We start from the raw sequence: 16,242 nt of genomic DNA, 5'->3' as shown, positions 1-16,242 counted from the left end.
GCCGCGGCGCTACTCGCGGCCGCCTATGGCCACCGGCTCGTCAAAGGCGAGCTTGCCGGCTGTTCTCTCTGTCCGGCATCGTCTCGTTTCCGAGCTTTCACGCGGCGTCAGCCGTGCTCTATATGTGGGCGCTGTAGCCGGTGCGTGGCATCGGCGGCATCGTGGCCGTGCTCAGTCTGTTGATGATCGCGGCGACGCCGGTGATCGGTGCGCATTTTATCACCGACGTCGCTGCCGGCGCCGCGCTCGCCGCAGTCTCGATCTGGGCCGCGAAATTCTATCTCGACCGGAGTTACGGCGTGTGGGTCCGCAGCGCCGGCTTCGTTAGGGCCCTTGCCGGCCTCGCCCAAAAGAAAAGAGCCCCGTCAGCGACGAGGCTCTCAGAAATTCGCAGTTCGTCCGGTCTTACTTGAGGCCGGTCGAGATCGCGGTGAACTTGGTGTTCAGCGTGGTGCCGAGATTGTTGACGACGGTGATGATCGCCAGCGCGATGCCGGCAGCGATCAGGCCGTATTCAATGGCGGTGGCGCCGGATTCATCCTTGAGGAAACGCGCAACGAGGTTCTTCATAGAGTGCTCCAAATGAGTACACGAGGCTACAACTGATCTGGTCTTTTCGGCTTCCCAGCGCCGCCCGACCATGGAACCGAACGTAGAGGCAAAGAATTGCGCCGCAGTTAATTCGACTGCGTAAACACCGAGCGGTTCGCGTGTATTCGCCGATGGTAAATTGAAATCTAAAACAATCTGTTAAATTTGTCGGGACCTGAAACCGGCGTGGCCTGCCGGTTTACCCGAAGTTATGACCGCCCGTGGTCCAATGCCGCCCGCTCGGACTGGCGCGCGATGAGATAAATCGTTCATCGCGCTTCAGGTGATTGCTCGAGCATGATCTTCTCGGAAACCGCGCCTCACTTTGCGCCAACGCGGCCCGCCGGGTCCGGATCATGCCCGACCGACAAGAACAACAGGACGACGAGGCGGCATGTCCCTTTCCTTTGCCAACAGCATCGCGGCGCAGAGCCGCGCGAGGGCCCTGGTGCCGCTGTGTGTCGGTGCCGGCGTCTATCTGTTCTTCCTCTATCTCGGCGACACCCGGCTGCAGGACTCCGACTCGTTCTGGCAGGTGAAGATCGGGCAGTGGATCCTCGATCACCGCGCCATGCCCACCACCGACTTCTATTCGTTCACACGAACGGGCGCGCCATGGATCTCGACGTCGTGGCTGTCGCAGGTGCTGTTCGCCTATTCCCATGCGCAATGGGACTGGGCAGGTCCCGTCATCCTCACCGCGGTCGCGGTCGCGGTCACGGTCGCGATCTTCGTCTATCTGCTCGATGCTCAGATCGAGGCACCACGCGCAGTGCTGTTCGCGATGCTGGCGCTGCTGCTGTCGGCCCATCACGTGCTGGCGCGGCCGCATATCCTGGCGCTGCCCGTCATGGTGGCGTGGGTCGGCCTGCTGATGGCAGCTGCCGACCGCAAGAGCGCGCCGTCCTGGTATTGGCTGCCGCTGATGGCGCTCTGGGCGAATTTGCATGGCGGCTTCGTGCTGGGCCTCGTGCTGATCGGCCCGATCGCGCTCGAGGCTGTCGAGCACGCCGAGAAGGGACGACGGCTCCAGCTGTTCACGCGCTGGGTGTTGTTCGGAATCGGCGCTCTGATCGCGAGCTGCTGCACGCCGTATGGCTGGCGGACGCTGCTGGGCGCGACCAATATTCTCGGCCTCGGCGAACTGCTGTCGCTGATCTTCGAATGGATGCCCGCGAACTTCTCCACGTTCACCCCATTCGAAGGCGCCCTGCTCGGCCTGATCGCATTCGGCTATTATCGCGGCCTGGTACTGTCGGCGCCCCGGATCTTCCTGATCCTGTTCCTGACCTGGAGCGCGCTGACCCATGTCAGGAGCATCGAGGCATTTGCGTTCGTCGTGCCGCTGGTGCTGGCAAAGCCGCTCGGCGAGATGTTCCCGCGCCCGGCGCCTGACGCCGCCGGTGCCGGGCGCTGGCCCGCCCGCTATGTCACCGCGCTTGGCGCGCTGATGATCGTGGTGGCGAGCTGGACCTCGACGTCGCTCTACATGGCGCACCACCGCTTCACCTTCACGACGACGCACACGCCGGTTGCGGCCGTCGACGTGCTCGAGCAACGCAAGATGCAGCGCATCTTCAATGCTTATCAGTTCGGCGGCTATCTGATCTCGCGCGATATTCCGGTCTTCGTTGACGGCCGTGCCGAGCTCTATGGCGAGAAATTCGTCATGGACTTCTTCAAGGCGACGGAGGGCAAGAAGCCCGAGCTGCTGCCGCGCCTGCTCGACGAGTACAAGATCGACGCGACGCTGCTGGTTGCCGATGCGCCGGGCCCGCAGATCCTCGACCAGCTCAAGGGCTGGAAGCGGATCTATGCGGACGACATCGCGGTGATCCATGTGCGAGACCATGCGGACAGCGCGACCGCGACGCCTTCGAAGTGAGAACCTCCTTGAGGGCGCGTACTCGTAACCGTGAGATGTCCCTCCAAAGACGACGTGGACGCGACCTGGCACACCACGCTCAAACCCCGGCGATCCCGCGACATGTCTTCTTTTGACAGGCCGACTTTGACAATCCCGGCTCGGCTCGGCTCGGAGCGGTCCCTTGCGATCGCCGTTCTTGCGGTGCTGGCGGCGGTCTCCTTTCTTCCGGTGCTGCTGACCCCCATTCCTGCGATGGTGGATTATCCCAATCACCTCGCCCGCATGTACATTCTGAGCCGGAACGGCACCCCCGACGCCAATCCGTATTACGAGGTGGCCTGGGCCTTCTATCCCAACCTTGGAATGGATCTGCTGGTGCCGCAGCTGGCGCGGCTGATGAGCGTCGAGAACGCCACGCGGCTGTTTCTGCTGCTGAGCCAATTGCTGATCGTCGGGGGCGCGCTGCTGCTGGAATGGACCCGGAAGGGACGGGTCCATCTTGCCGGCTTCGCTGCGCTCGCTTTCCTCTACTGTCTGCCGTTCAGCTGGGGCTTCGTGAATTTCGAGTTTGGCCTCGGCCTCGCTCTCTGGGGCATCGCAATCTATCTGATGCTGGCCGAAGGCCCATGGCCGCTGCGCTTCGTCGCCAACCTGCTGTTCGTCGCTGCGCTCTACGCGGCGCATTTCTTCTCGCTCGGCATCTACGGTGCGACGCTTGGCCTCTACGAGCTCTCGCGCATTCGTCAGCAGCGAATATCGTACCGGGTGGCGGCCGCGCGGCTCGGCGCGCTGGCCCTGCCGGCGCTTGTGTTGTTCGGGATCATGCAATTGACCGCGGGCTCGATCGGAAGCGAAGGGACGAGCTGGTTCTTCGGATTCAAGCCGATCTGGCCGCTGCGCATCCTGAACGGCTACAGCCTGACGGCATCGGCAGTGACCGGGCTGGCGCTGATGATCTCGTTGCTGTTCGCTGCAAGGCGCGGCGTCCTCAAGCTCGAGCCGGCCGGCCTCTGGCTCGCGATCGGCTTTGCACTGCTTTACCTCGTCATTCCCTCGAAGCTGTTCGGAACCTCGTTCGTCGACCTTCGCGTGATTCCCGCTGCAGCTCTGATCCTGCCGGCCTTCTGCTCGCTGTCGCTTCCCAGCCGGACCTGGAGAACGGCTGCGCTCGCCGCGATCAGCAGCATCATACTGATCAATCTCGCGGTCGTTTTCGCGGTGTGGCTGCCTTACCGCGCCGACTATGCGGCGATCATCGCCTCGTTCCGGAAGATCGAGCGCGGCTCACGCGTTCTCGTTGGCAGCACGGGCGACAATGGTGATCCGCCCTTCGCCGACCTCACCTCGTATCCGATGTACTATGCGCCGACGCTGGCCGTGCATTATGCCAACGCGTTCGTGCCCAACCTCTTCACGGAAGCGGGCAAGCAGCCGGTGCGGCCACGCGAGGCCGTGCGCCGCCTTGCCATTCCCTACGGAGGACCGGTGCCGTCGGAGCTGCTTGCGGCGATCGCAACGAGACAGCCGCCGGAGGACGTTCCGCCATTCATCCGCACCTGGTACCGGGACTACGACTATCTCTATGTGCTCGCACCGCCGGCCGCGAACCCGCTGCCGGAACTGCTGGAGGTGCTGGACACCTCGGAGCGATTTGTCCTCTACAAGATCCGCCGCAGGCCCTAGACCGAGGCCACGGCTGCGCAAGCATGGTTAATCGTGCATCGCCATTCCGCTCCGCTTCCTGCCCTCAGTCGCCCCGGGGCCCTAGATCCTTAACAGTTGCGGCAAGGCGACCTTAACCACCGCCGAACTAGACTCCGCCCCTGCAACCCAGCCGGAAGCTCTCGCATGGCGGCCAATTCCAGATCGATCCGCTACAGCCTCGTCATCCCCGTGTTCAACGAGGAAGCCGTGCTGCCGGTCCTGCTGCGCCGGCTCGACCTCGTCTTGTCCCGGCTCGACGGTCCGGCCGAAGCGATCTTCGTCGATGACGGCAGCAGCGATTCCAGCTCGATCGTGCTCCAGGCGCTCGCCAAGCGCGATCCGCGCTTTCGCTATATCGGCCTGTCGCGAAATTTCGGCCATCAGGTCGCCATCACCGCCGGCATGGACGCCGCGGAAGGTGACGCGATCATCGTGATGGATGCCGATTTGCAGGATCCGCCCGAAGTGATCGAGCAATTGATCGCAAAATGGCAGGAAGGCAACGACGTCGTCCACGCCCGCCGCCTGTCGCGCGAAGGCGAAAGCCGGTTCAAGCGTGCGACCGCGCATCTGTTCTACCGGCTCCTCGGCAGGATGTCCTCGGTCGGCATCCCCGCCGATGTCGGCGACTTCCGCCTGATCGATCGCAAGGTGCTCGACGCACTCAGGCAGATGCCGGAGCAGGATCGATTTGTACGCGGCATGATCGCCTGGCTCGGTTTCCGGCAGGCCGAGGTCGCCTTCCACCGCCTCGAGCGCGCTGCGGGCGAAACCAAATACCCGCTGTTCAAGATGGTGCGGCTCGCGGTGAACGCCGCGCTCGGCTTTTCCGATCTGCCCCTGCGGCTTGCGATCTGGTGCGGCTTGACGGTTTCGGGACTGGCCCTGCTCTACGGCGGCTGGGTGATCCTGCTGTGGCTCAGCAAGGACAGCCATCTCGTCACCGGCTGGTCGTCGACGATCGTCGTCGTGTCCCTGCTGTGCGGAATCAACATGCTGATGACCGGCATCGTGGGGCTCTATGTCGGCCGCATCCATGCCGAGGTGAAACGCCGCCCGCTCTATGTGGTGCAGACGCGCGCCGGCTTCGATCGCAACGAGGCGGCGGCAGCACCTGCCATCCACGCCGTCAACGAGTGACCCGGCGCATGAGCGAGCTCTTCGACGGCTATCACGCCAACTACCGTGACGTTGTCCAATCCTCGATCGACTTCTCCGGCTTGCCGCATGATTTCTTCATGCGCGCGAAGGCCGATCTGCTGCGCAATCTGATCGCGCAGCGGCTGAACACCGAGAGGCCCGACATGCTGGACGTCGGCTGCGGCGTGGGCAGCCTTCATCCCCTGCTGCACGGCATGGTCGGCCGCTTGAGCGGTATCGACGTTTCGTCGGCCAGCCTGGCGCAGGCACGCGCGGCCAATAGCGGGGTCGACTACCGCGAGTTTGACGGCCGCAGTTTTCCCTTCGAGGACGCCAGCTTCGATCTCGTGACGGCCATCTGCGTGATGCACCATATCGTGCCGGCCGAATGGACGCATTTCATCACCGAGATGCGGCGGGTGGTGCGCCCCGGGGGGCTCGTCTGCGTGATCGAGCACAATCCCTACAACCCGCTGACACGTCTTGCCGTTGCGCGCTGTGAGTTCGACCGGGACGCCGTCCTGCTCAGTGCCGGCAAAACCCGAAAGCTGATGGCTGCGGGCGGCTTGCGCGAGATCGGCGCCCGCCATTTCCTGCTGCTCCCCTGGGACACCAAACCGGCGCGTCGCCTCGAAGATGCCCTGAGCGGCGTGTCGCTCGGCGGCCAATACGCGGCCTTCGGGACCGTCTGACTTTATCTTTGCGGCGTATCCCGCCGCTTGTGCACGACCGCCACGTCGTCGCTGTAGACGCGTTGCCACTGCGGCAGCCGGTCGAGCATCGCGACCGCCGGTGTCCGCGGCGCGAGCAGCGTCGCGCCGATGTCGTATTCGTCGAGCAGCTTGAGAAAATCTGCGAGGTCGACCAGCGCCAGGGCACGATTGTAGCGGTCGATGAACGGCCCGCCATACAGTTCGCCGCGACCATCGATAAAGGTGGGAATGCCGGCAAAGATCAAATAGCCGCCGAAGGAATAGTCGTTGAGCACGCGCCCCGCCTTGGCGAGGTCGGCTTGAGCGATGGCAGCCTGAGGGGTGATGACGGGAGCCGGCCGTATGTCGCGCGCCAGCGCCGCCCCGCTCATCGCGATCAGAACACCGAACGCGGCCAGATTCAGGCCGCGCGACGCGCCCTCCGCATCGTCCGTGATCCGCCCGCCGAACTTCCTCCCCAAGGGAGCCGCCAGATAGAGCGGCGCCAGCATGGCCAGCAGATCCGCGTTGCGGACCTGCGCCAGTGCGAAATGGAGCAGGCCGATCACCACCAGGGCCCGCACGACCGGCAGCGTCACGCCGCGCGCGAGCGCAAAGATGCCGGCCAGCAGCAGCAACTCGAAGCCACCGACATGGCTGAAATCCTGCGGCCGCCATTCCCCGATCCAGGCGAGCGCAGAGCCGAGGCCGAGCGTCGTCAGCGGCATCAGCAGCGGCTCCGGCCCGTGCGGCGTCAGACAGGAAGCTGCGAGGGCAAGGGCCGAGAAGGGCAGCCATCGCAGCAGCACGCGCGGCCATTCGCTTCGCTCCTCACGCAGCAGCGCCTCGAGCACCGCCGGACCGATCAGCCCGAGCGCGAGCACGACGCTGCCATGCAGATTGGTCCACAGCACCAGCAGCGGCAGCGCCCAGTATGGCGGAGGCCCGCCGCGATCCATGCAGCGCACCAGGGCAGCCGCCCAGATCACCATCACCGGCAGCACGAGGACATGTGGCCGCGCCAGCATATGCGGCGCGAGCAGGATGACGGCCGCGATCACCATGAGCAGGGTCAGGGCCGGCGAGAGCTCGCGCAGCAGGAAGAAGGTGAACAGGCCAAAGGCGAGCGCTATGGCCGCTGCTGCGACGACGACGACGCCGGGCCAGCCGGACAATGCGTAGGCTCCGGCGTAGACGATTTCGGAGAGCCATTCGAACGTGATCCAGGGCGCGCCATTCTTCGAAAACGAAAAGGGATCGCTCTCCGGCAGGGTGCCATGCGCGATGATCCAACGCCCGACCTCGATATGAGAATAGCTGTCGGGATCACCGAGCAGCCACGGCCCAACGATCAGCAGCAGGGCATAGACACCGAGGCCCACTGCCCAAGGGAGCGCTGAACGTGCCGAAAACGGTTGAACCGCGCTGTGGACGACCTGGTCAGTCATGGCGGGCCAAAATAGGCCGCAAGCGTTAAGTTCTTCTTTAGTGATTCCCGCGTTTGCCCCGGAAGCCGCGCGCCTCGCTCGCGCCGGGGACGCCCTGCATCCACGAACCGCCGGCCAACAAAAAACGCGGCGTTTCCGCCGCGTTTTGCAATCTCATCTGTCGCTCGCGATTACGCCTGCGGCTGCGGCTCCAGGCCGGGATCCGCATCGGGCCGCGGGCGCGGCGACTTGCCGGCCGGGGGCACCGCGGAGGCGCGCGGCGTGCTCGGCTCGAGCACGGACTCGCGGTTCGGCTTCTTGCCCTTGAGCAGATCGACGATCTCGTCGCCGCTCAGCGTCTCGAACTCGAGCAGGCCCTTGGCGAGAGCTTCGAGATCGGCGCGCTTCTCGGTGAGAATACGCGTCGCTTCGTTGTAGCCCTCTTCCACGAAACGCCGGATCTCGGTGTCGATCTTCTGGACCGTCGCCTCCGATGCGTTCTGGGTGCGCGACACCGACATGCCCAGGAAAACCTCGTCCTGGTTTTCGCCATAGGACACGGTGCCGAGCGCCTCGGACAGGCCCCAGCGCGTCACCATCATACGTGCCAGGCGTGTCGCCTGCTCGATGTCGGAAGACGCACCCGAGGTCACCTTCTCGCGGCCGAAGATCAGCTCTTCGGCGACACGGCCGCCCATCATGATCGCGAGCCGCGAGGTCATCTGCTCCAGAGACATCGACAGCTTGTCGCGCTCGGGGAGCTGCATGACCATGCCGAGCGCACGACCGCGCGGAATGATGGTCGCCTTGTGGATCGGGTCGGTCGCGACGACGTTGAGGCCGACGATGGCGTGGCCACCCTCGTGATAGGCCGTCAGCAACTTCTCTTCCTCGGTCATGACGAGCGACTTGCGCTCGGCGCCCATCATCACCTTGTCCTTGGCCTCTTCGAACTCGGCCTGCGTCACCATCCGCTTGTTGCGGCGGGCGGCGGTCAGCGCGGCTTCGTTGACGAGGTTCATCAGGTCGGCGCCGGAGAAGCCCGGGGTGCCGCGCGCGATGGTCTTGAGGTTGATATCGGGGGCCAGCGGCACCTTGCGAACGTGAACCTTGAGGATCTGCTCGCGGCCGACGACATCCGGATTGGGCACCACGACCTGGCGGTCGAAGCGGCCGGGACGCAGCAGCGCGGGATCGAGCACGTCGGGGCGGTTGGTCGCGGCGATCAGGATCACGCCCTCGTTGGCCTCGAAGCCGTCCATCTCGACCAGCAGCTGGTTCAGCGTCTGCTCGCGCTCGTCATTGCCGCCGCCGAGACCGGCGCCACGGTGACGACCGACCGCGTCGATTTCGTCGATGAAGATGATGCAGGGCGCGTTCTTCTTGGCCTGCTCGAACATGTCGCGGACGCGGCTCGCGCCGACGCCGACGAACATCTCGACGAAGTCAGAACCGGAGATGGTGAAGAACGGCACGTTGGCTTCGCCCGCGACCGCACGCGCGATCAGCGTCTTACCGGTGCCGGGAGGGCCGACCAGCAGCACGCCGCGCGGAATGCGGCCGCCGAGGCGCTGGAATTTGCCGGGGTCGCGGAGGAATTCGACGATTTCCTGAAGGTCCTGCTTGGCCTCGTCGACGCCGGCGACGTCCTCGAAGGTGACGCGGCCATGCGCTTCGGTCAGCATCTTGGCGCGCGACTTGCCAAAGCCCATCGCCTTGCCGGCGCCGCCCTGCATCTGCCGCGACAGGAAGATCCACACGCCGATCAGGGCGATGAACGGCAGCCAGGAGACCAGCAGCGAGACGAACCACGGCACGTTGTCGCCCGGCGGCTTCGCGGTGATCTGGACCTTGCTGTCATAGAGGCGCTTCACCAGCGTCGGGTCGCTGGGCGCATAGGTCTGGAAGCTGGAGCCGTTGGTGAAGGTGCCGTGAATGTCCGGCCCCTGGATCACGACGTCGCGCACATTGCCGCGGTCAACCTCGCTCAGGAGCTGCGAGAAGGCGATGTCCTGCGAGGAGGCCCGCTGACCTGGATTCTGGAAGAGCGTGAACAACGCCAAAAGCAGCAAGACAATAATGACCCAGAGGGCGAAATTGCGCAGATTGGCGTTCATCGATCTTCCTTCGTGGTCGCGCGGATCGCGGCCTCATCCTTGGGCTCTACGAGGAAATCCCCAAGGAATCCTCATCGTTAGACGCATACAATTTAGGTGCCGCCCCGGTCGCTGCCAAGGGAACGAGATGGGACTATTTATCCCATCTTAGAGCGATTCCCGCTGAAATAATGGCGACCTGACGGTGGTTTTTCCTGCCTGGTTAAGGTGTCCTGACGGCACGGGGCCGAATTGGCCGGTGTCATGATCCGCCCACGCCCACGCCTATCCGCCCTTGCGACGCCGGGCCGGCGCCGGTGCGATGTGGATACGCCCGCCGGCAAGGCTGATCAAGGCTCCCGCAAGGGTCTGCCTCATGGCCGGACGGCCATTTGCGCCTGCGCGAGGGCTTGCGGCGATGGCCTGGTCGAGCACGGCCAGGAGAGATTCAATCTTGCCGAGTTCCGCCGGCCCTTCATGCCCGAGCGCGTTGATGGCCCGCAGTAGCAGCCGCAGCCGGACCTCCTCCGGCAGGCCGGCAAAGGTGGCGGCCTCGAAGCTGCGAACGCCTGCCTGCGGCGCATCGCCGCGATCCCGCAAACGGAGGAAGCGCTCGGCGCCGTCGGCCAGCACCTCGACCGCCGCATTGGCCCGCGCCAGCCGGGCCGCGAGCCGCACCAGCGTGCGGGCATCGCCACCCTCGGCCGCAAGCAGCGGCAGCAGCGCGCGCAGCCGCGGCCGGGTGAAGGCGGTGTCGCGGTTGGTGGGATCGTCGGCAAAGCGGATCCTGGCCCGCCTCAAGGTCGCGATCAGCTGCGCCTTCGGGACCTCGAGCAGCGGACGCGCCAGCACGATCCCGTCGCGCTCGCTGAGGGAGGCCATTGCCGACAGCCCGGCAAGTCCGCTGCCGCGCAACAGGCGCATCAAGAGGGTCTCGGCCTGATCGTCGCGGGTGTGAGCGGTCAGCACATGGCTCGCGCCAACGGCACGCGCGGCCTGCGCGAGCAAGCGGTAGCGTGCCTCGCGCGCCGCCGCCGGCAGTCCGGTCTTCGGCTTTGCGCCGCGCCAGCGCAGGGTCCGGTGCGGCAATCCAAGCTCAGTGGCGAGCCGCTTGACATCGCGCGCCTCACGCGCCGCCTCTCGCCGCAGGCCGTGATCGATCGTGACGACGGTGAGACGCGGGCCCCGCGCAAGGCTGCGCTGCCAGCGCGCCGCAAGCCACATCAGCGCGACCGAGTCCGGCCCGCCCGACACGGCGAGCACCAGCGCCGGCGCGCGCTTCAGGCCGGCGAAGAGCCGCCTCGCCTCGCGTGCCGAGATCGGAGAATTGTCATCGTCTGACATGACGCGGGCCCTGACTGCCGCAGGCGGATGGTTACGATGTCTAGCGCAGCACCATCCGCATTGTCAGGACCCTGACGTCAGCACTTCACCCGTTTCTGCTCGCGGTCGACCGCGGCTTTGACGCCGGCGGAGGCGCGCGGATATTTGCGGCCGACCTCGCCGAAGGCGGCGCAGGCGGCCTCCTTCTCCTTCAGCGCGGCGAGCGACTGGCCGAGCCGCAGCAGCGCATCCGGAGCCTTGGCCGATTTTTCATATTTGGTGGTGACGGCGAGGAAGGCTTCCGCGGAGTCCCGATATTGCTGGCGCTGGAAGTAGCTCTCGCCGAGCCAGTATTGCGCGTCCCCGAGCAGCGGGTCGCTCGGATATTTCTGCGTGAAGTTCTTCATGGTCTGCTCGGCGAGCGCGTAGTCCTTGCGCTGCATGTAGCCGATGCCGAGGTCGAACTCGTCGCGCGGCGTCGCCGAGGGCGGCAGGGTGGTCAGGCCGGCGCCGCCAGCCGGCGGCGGATAGCCGGATTGGGCCGGCGGATAGCCGGGCTGCGCGGCCGGGGGAGCGGCCTGCTGCTGATAACGGGGGCCGGTGTTGGCGAGATCGAGCGGCTCGCCGGCGCCGCGGCCGCCGGGTGCTCCCGACGGCATCGGCTGCGGGCCGCCGCCGAGCGCGCGCGGCGCACCGGGCGCGTTCGGGTTCTGGCTCGGATCGAAGGCATCGCCGCGGCGACGCGTGCCGGGAGCGCCGGGCGCCGGCTGCTCCTGAATGATCGGCGCCGGAGCGGCGCTCTGCGGCTGCTCGTAATTCGGCTGCACGGCCTGCTGCTGCGGCTGCTGGCGATAGCCGGGCGCGACCTGACCTGGTCCGACCTGGGCGGGCGGCATCGCCGCGACGTTGGGCGCCTGTCCGGGCGCGCCCTGGGCGCCGCCCTCGAGCGCCCGCAGCCGCTCTTCGAGCTGGCGGTTGCGGTATTGCAGCTCTTCGTTCTGGCCGGTGAGCTGGCGCAGCTGGTTCTCCAGCCGCTCGATCCGCATCTCGGGATCATCATCGGTCTGGGCGAAGGCGGGCGTGCACAAGGGGAGCAGCGCGGCGATGGCCACGGCGCCTGTAAGGACCTTAAATCTGGATGACATCTTGCCCTGACGACGAAAGCGAAATGGCCTGCGACGGAACATGCGACGCGCCACACATTGAAGGGGAGTACGCCAAAAATGTGTCTGGCACCACGGGGATTCTGTCACGGATTGCTGAAACGAAACCGGCGCCCGAGAGGGCGCCGGCATAATCGGTCTTGGAAGATGAACGGCGCCTGACTGAGTGTCAGTATCTCGGCGTCAGGAGCTCGCGTTCAGCACGGTGACGGCACGACGGTTCTGCGACCAGCAAGAGATGTCGTTACAGACGGCGACCGGCCGCTCCTTGCCGTAGGAGATCGTGCGCATGCGGTTCGGATCGATACCGCGCGAGGCGAGGAACGAACGCACCGACTGGGCACGGCGGGCGCCGAGCGCGATGTTGTATTCGCGGGTGCCGCGCTCGTCGGCATGGCCTTCGACGGTGAAGCTGTAGCGCGGATAGGTCTGCAGCCACTGCGCCTGCTTCTCCAGGGTCACGATCGCCTGCGGGGTCAGATCGGTCTGGTCGCTTTCGAAGAACACGCGGTCACCCACGTTGACGACGAAATCCTGCTGACTGCCAGGCGTTGCCGCATTGGCCATCGCATCCGTCGCAGCATTCTTGTTGGCGCAGGCGCCCATCGACAGCGCGACGGCGAGCACCGCGACCAGCTTCAATCCCTGGAGGATACGCATAGGATGTTTCATTCCGGAGCCTCCACGCTCACGTTAGTCCACTGCTGTCCGGTCTACAGGGGGTTGGTTAAGCGAACGTTCCGTCAACCTTGACGGAACCTTGCCTCAGCCGATCAAATGCCCCCAACCAGCGAAAAGCACCCGTCATGGTTAATGGGTTGTAAATGTGGCGCGAGGGTGAAGGCAAGTCGCACCGGCCGGCAAAAACGCCGGCTTTCGCCTGAATTTTGGGCCCAGGACGTGATGGCGACGCGCGACGGGTAAAGGGTGACGGGCAAAGGCCGAGCCCAGGCTCAAACCTGGCGCCGCATCCGCGCCACCGCCGACTTTAGGCGTGCGCGGCGTCCGCCACGAGCACCGGTCGCTGCGGCACCTGGCGCTGGCCGCCGCGCCCGAACAGCATCCGCCGCTCGAACGCGGTCGACCGCATGATCGGATAACGCTCGAACACCTTCTTGCGGAAGGTCGGGAAGTCCGCGGCCATCAGTCCGAACGGCTTGGTGAGGCCGGGAACCAGGCGGGGCTCGGCGATGGTCTCGTGCAGGAACACCCGCCGGTAGAAAGCCTGATGCTCGGGACGCACGATGGCGAGACCGAGATCGGCATTGAAATGCTCGCAGGCCATGTAAGCGAGACGCGTTGTCAGATAGGGCAATTCCGGAACCCGCTTGACCTGGTCGGGATCGGCGACGAAGCGGGTCGGGTCGATCATGACCTCGCCGCGGTCGAGCCGCGGCAGCAGGATGTCCGGGAAGACATCGGCCGAGGTGGACTCGCGCCATTCCGATGTCAGCACGCTGATGCGCACCGAGCTGCAGAGCTCGCCATGGAGATAGACGCCGAAGGTCCACGCGTTCGGCAGCTCGTCGTAGCGGTCGGTCACCCGCGCATCGGCGGAGGGCTTGACCGCGCCCTCCCGCAGATAGGCGCGGTAGCGGAGATTGTAGATCTCCTCCTTCTCCGCGACGGTTTCCGCAAGATGATAATCGACGTCGGTCAGAAGCTCCGCTCCCCGTCCAACAGCCGAAATGACAGATCTGGCTGAGGACTGCATTCCAACTCCTTACCCACACTCACGTCGCGACATTCAAAGGCAATTCCCGCAAGACAACTTGCGCGCGCGCCATGATTTATTAACACCTTCTTAACAAGTATGCAAAGCAATCGAACGGTTAGGGTTAACCACCGTAGCACTACGGTACCCTGCAACAGCCTGAAATGTTGGGACGTTTTGAGAAACGGACTTAAGCGAAGGAGCGCGAGCTGGCGACGTGGAGCTGGCCTTCGCCGCGCCGTCCATGCGAGGCGTTGAGCAGCTGGCGCATCCGCACGGCGGGCACCGGACGGCTGAACAAATAGCCTTGCGCCTCGGAGACGGTGCCGTCGGCGCTGATCAGATCGAGCTGCTCATTGGTCTCGATGCCTTCGACCACGACGGCCATGCCGAGATCGGCGGACAGCCGCGCCACGCCGCGCAGCAGCGTCAGCGGGCGGTCGGTGTCGATGCCTTCGAGGAAGGATCGGTCGATCTTCACCTTCTGCATCGGGAAATTGTGCAGATAGCTGAGGCTGGAATAGCCGGTGCCGAAATCGTCGAGCGAGATGCGCACGCCGAGCGCATGCAATTGCGACAGGATGTCGTGGGTCAGCTGGGTGTTGCGCAGCAGGGAGGACTCGGTGATCTCGATCTCCAGCCGATGCGCCGGCAGGCCCGACACCTCCAGCGCGTAGCGGATTTCGCTCAGCACGTCGCGCTGGTGGAATTGCTGCGGCGAGAAGTTGACGGCGACGCTGACGCCCTCCGGCCACTTCATGCATTCCATGCAGGCGCGGCGCAGGATCCAGCGGCCGAGATCGACGATCAGGCCCATGTCCTCGGCGACCGGGATGATGTCGATCGGCGAGACCGTGCCGCGCACCGGATGATTCCAGCGCAGCAGCGCCTCGCAGGTGGTGATCTTGCCGGACTTCAGATTGACCAGCGGCTGGTAGAACAGCTCGAATTCCTCGTTGGCGAGCGCCTTGCGCAGATCGAGCTCGAGGATGCGGCGGGCCTCGACGGTCGCCGCCATCTCGTCGCGGAAGAAGCAGAAGGTGCCGCGGCCGTCGGCCTTGGCGCGGTACAGCGCCATGTCGGCATTCTTGAGCAGCGTATCGGCACTGGCATCGCCCGGCGAGGTCAGCGCGATGCCGACGCTGGCGCCGATCTCGACCAAATGATTGTCGATGCGGTAGCGCTCGCTCAGCCGCTCGACGATGCGGCGGGCCAGCGCGGCGGCGTCCTCGGGCGAGGAGATGTTCTGCTGGAACACGACGAATTCGTCGCCGCCGAATCGGGCGACGAAATCTTCGGGGCGCAGCATCTCGCGCAGACGGTTGGCGACGGCGCACAGCAGCTGGTCGCCGCAGGGATGACCGAGCGTGTCGTTGACCTGCTTGAACTGGTCGAGGTCGACGAACAGCAGCGCGGACAGCCGCTCGGCGTGATGCGAATTCTTCAGCAGCCGCTCGATCTCGTCGTGGAAGCTGACACGGTTGGGCAGCGCGGTGAGCTCGTCATAACGGGCGAGATGGCTGATGCGGGCTTCCGCATTGGTGCGTTCGGTGATGTCTTCCAGCAGCAGCACCGTGCCGCCGCCGGTCATCGGCTGGAACGTCCAGGCCAGGGTGCGGCCGCGCGAGGAATCCGGATCCGCGGTGACGATCTCGCAGATCCGCGCATGCTCGATCTCGGCCAGGATCTGATCGCCGCTCTCCGCCGAGATCGACCCGGCGGAAACGCAGGCCGCCGCGATATCGGCGGCGGTGGCGCCGCGCTTGACGAGGTCCTCGGGCAAGGCCATCAGCTCGCCGAAACGATGGTTCATCACCGCAAGGCGGCCGTCGGCGCGGAACATGCACAGGCCATGCGGCATGTTGTTGAGCGCGGTGTCGAACTGGCTCGCCAGCGCGGATTCGCGGAAGCTCGAGGTCAGCGCCTTGACGAAGATCGCATGCAGGCTGAGGTTGATGTTCTTCAGTCCGATGAAGAAGAACACCAGCAGGATGGCAAGACCGATGTGGTAGAAGCCGCCGTGCAGCAGCAGGGCGAGCGACATCGGACCGCAGGCCAGTGCGACGTGCCACTGGATCACCCGGGGCTGCCCGTAATTGCGGGCGGCGCCGCCCGCGGTGTAGCCGATGCCGATGGCCACACAGAGCATGTCGGCGACCGGATCGTTGTTGTTGTAGATGACGACGAAGGCCCACACACCGAGCACCGCCGCATAACTCAGCGCGCCGATCCAGTAACGCGGCTCCAGGTGCTTGGCCTCTTCGAATGACAGCACCTGGGTGCGGTTTTCATACCCGCGCATCTGGAACGCGCGCGCGGTGCCGATAGCGATCAGCAGAAACGCGAGCGGCCACAGCCAGACATCGCCCGTCTTCAACGCAGTCATCACCGCGGCCACGGCCGCGGAGGCCGAGCCGAAGAAGATCGCCCAGAAATTCTGCACCATGGAGTTGATGAGAGCGGCGTAGAGTATCGGCTCCAGCTCGTCTCGATCACTCTGCTTCTGGTCGGCCAGTTGCATTGGC

The 16,242-nt window shown here is 65.3% G+C and carries 13 protein-coding genes; 5 read left to right on the top strand and 8 right to left on the bottom strand.

What is annotated here, in order from left to right; translation table 11 throughout:
- Positions 1 to 140 precede the first annotated feature (140 nt).
- On the top strand, positions 141 to 413 hold the full coding sequence (locus BM190_RS41085; protein ID WP_244550638.1) for a hypothetical protein: 273 nt from the start codon (positions 141 to 143) through the stop codon (positions 411 to 413).
- Here BM190_RS41085 and BM190_RS12220 read toward each other — a convergent pair.
- Entirely contained in the window at positions 406 to 570 is a 165-nt protein-coding gene (locus tag BM190_RS12220; protein ID WP_018317786.1) for a Flp family type IVb pilin, read from the bottom strand. The two genes, BM190_RS41085 and BM190_RS12220, sit on opposite strands and share 8 nt — an antisense overlap.
- 415 nt (positions 571 to 985) lie before the next feature.
- Between BM190_RS12220 and BM190_RS12215 the strand changes: the two genes are divergently transcribed.
- The 4 genes from BM190_RS12215 (at position 986) to BM190_RS12200 (ending at position 5,994) form a co-directional block, all read left to right on the top strand.
- Entirely contained in the window at positions 986 to 2,476 is a 1,491-nt protein-coding gene (locus tag BM190_RS12215) for a hypothetical protein (RefSeq protein WP_092254713.1), read from the top strand.
- A gap of 102 nt (positions 2,477 to 2,578) precedes the next feature.
- On the top strand, positions 2,579 to 4,141 hold the full coding sequence (locus tag BM190_RS12210; RefSeq protein ID WP_092254710.1) for a hypothetical protein: 1,563 nt from the start codon (positions 2,579 to 2,581) through the stop codon (positions 4,139 to 4,141).
- Between the two features lie 165 nt (positions 4,142 to 4,306).
- On the top strand, positions 4,307 to 5,302 hold the full coding sequence (locus BM190_RS12205) for a glycosyltransferase family 2 protein (protein WP_091956434.1): 996 nt from the start codon (positions 4,307 to 4,309) through the stop codon (positions 5,300 to 5,302).
- An 8-nt stretch (positions 5,303 to 5,310) separates the two neighbouring features.
- Complete coding sequence (locus tag BM190_RS12200; RefSeq protein WP_210321551.1) at positions 5,311 to 5,994, top strand: class I SAM-dependent methyltransferase; 684 nt, start codon at positions 5,311 to 5,313, stop codon at positions 5,992 to 5,994.
- A 2-nt stretch (positions 5,995 to 5,996) separates the two neighbouring features.
- Here the strand turns inward: BM190_RS12200 and BM190_RS12195 are convergent, their stop codons facing one another.
- The 7 genes from BM190_RS12195 to BM190_RS12165 form a co-directional block, all read right to left on the bottom strand.
- Complete coding sequence (locus BM190_RS12195; protein ID WP_092254701.1) at positions 5,997 to 7,442, bottom strand: hypothetical protein; 1,446 nt, start codon at positions 7,440 to 7,442, stop codon at positions 5,997 to 5,999.
- 170 nt (positions 7,443 to 7,612) lie between these two features.
- On the bottom strand, positions 7,613 to 9,538 hold the full coding sequence (gene ftsH, locus BM190_RS12190; protein WP_018317780.1) for an ATP-dependent zinc metalloprotease FtsH: 1,926 nt from the start codon (positions 9,536 to 9,538) through the stop codon (positions 7,613 to 7,615).
- A gap of 264 nt (positions 9,539 to 9,802) precedes the next feature.
- On the bottom strand, positions 9,803 to 10,861 hold the full coding sequence (gene tilS / locus BM190_RS12185; protein WP_092254698.1) for a tRNA lysidine(34) synthetase TilS: 1,059 nt from the start codon (positions 10,859 to 10,861) through the stop codon (positions 9,803 to 9,805).
- Between the two features lie 77 nt (positions 10,862 to 10,938).
- Entirely contained in the window at positions 10,939 to 11,985 is a 1,047-nt protein-coding gene (gene ybgF / locus BM190_RS12180) for a tol-pal system protein YbgF (RefSeq protein WP_177237044.1), read from the bottom strand.
- A 201-nt stretch (positions 11,986 to 12,186) separates the two neighbouring features.
- Positions 12,187 to 12,675 carry a peptidoglycan-associated lipoprotein Pal gene (gene pal / locus BM190_RS12175; protein ID WP_018317777.1) on the bottom strand — a complete coding sequence of 163 codons (489 nt, stop codon included), beginning with the start codon at positions 12,673 to 12,675 and terminating at the stop codon, positions 12,187 to 12,189.
- 316 nt (positions 12,676 to 12,991) lie between these two features.
- Complete coding sequence (locus BM190_RS12170) at positions 12,992 to 13,717, bottom strand: N-acyl amino acid synthase FeeM domain-containing protein (protein ID WP_018317776.1); 726 nt, start codon at positions 13,715 to 13,717, stop codon at positions 12,992 to 12,994.
- A 190-nt stretch (positions 13,718 to 13,907) separates the two neighbouring features.
- Positions 13,908 to 16,238 (bottom strand): putative bifunctional diguanylate cyclase/phosphodiesterase, encoded by a 2,331-nt coding sequence (locus BM190_RS12165; protein ID WP_018317775.1) that lies wholly within the window; start codon positions 16,236 to 16,238, stop codon positions 13,908 to 13,910.
- Positions 16,239 to 16,242: the final 4 nt, after the last annotated feature.

This window comes from Bradyrhizobium sp. Rc3b, from assembly GCF_900114915.1.
GTDB lineage: Bacteria > Pseudomonadota > Alphaproteobacteria > Rhizobiales > Xanthobacteraceae > Bradyrhizobium.
Note: the sequence above shows the minus strand (reverse complement) of the source record. Positions and strands in the feature narration are given on the sequence as shown.

Excerpts from the sequence above, each read along its gene's own strand:
- BM190_RS12220 (WP_018317786.1), bottom strand. The coding sequence starts at position 570 with ATGAAGAACCTCGTTGCGCGTTTCCTCAAGGATGAATCCGGCGCCACC.
- BM190_RS12215 (WP_092254713.1), top strand. The coding sequence starts at position 986 with ATGTCCCTTTCCTTTGCCAACAGCATCGCGGCGCAGAGCCGCGCGAGG.
- BM190_RS12210 (WP_092254710.1), top strand. The coding sequence starts at position 2,579 with ATGTCTTCTTTTGACAGGCCGACTTTGACAATCCCGGCTCGGCTCGGC.
- BM190_RS12205 (WP_091956434.1), top strand. The coding sequence starts at position 4,307 with ATGGCGGCCAATTCCAGATCGATCCGCTACAGCCTCGTCATCCCCGTG.
- BM190_RS12200 (WP_210321551.1), top strand. The coding sequence starts at position 5,311 with ATGAGCGAGCTCTTCGACGGCTATCACGCCAACTACCGTGACGTTGTC.
- BM190_RS12195 (WP_092254701.1), bottom strand. The coding sequence starts at position 7,442 with ATGACTGACCAGGTCGTCCACAGCGCGGTTCAACCGTTTTCGGCACGT.
- ftsH (WP_018317780.1), bottom strand. The coding sequence starts at position 9,538 with ATGAACGCCAATCTGCGCAATTTCGCCCTCTGGGTCATTATTGTCTTG.
- tilS (WP_092254698.1), bottom strand. The coding sequence starts at position 10,861 with ATGTCAGACGATGACAATTCTCCGATCTCGGCACGCGAGGCGAGGCGG.
- ybgF (WP_177237044.1), bottom strand. The coding sequence starts at position 11,985 with ATGTCATCCAGATTTAAGGTCCTTACAGGCGCCGTGGCCATCGCCGCG.
- pal (WP_018317777.1), bottom strand. The coding sequence starts at position 12,675 with ATGAAACATCCTATGCGTATCCTCCAGGGATTGAAGCTGGTCGCGGTG.
- BM190_RS12170 (WP_018317776.1), bottom strand. The coding sequence starts at position 13,717 with ATGCAGTCCTCAGCCAGATCTGTCATTTCGGCTGTTGGACGGGGAGCG.
- BM190_RS12165 (WP_018317775.1), bottom strand. The coding sequence starts at position 16,238 with ATGCAACTGGCCGACCAGAAGCAGAGTGATCGAGACGAGCTGGAGCCG.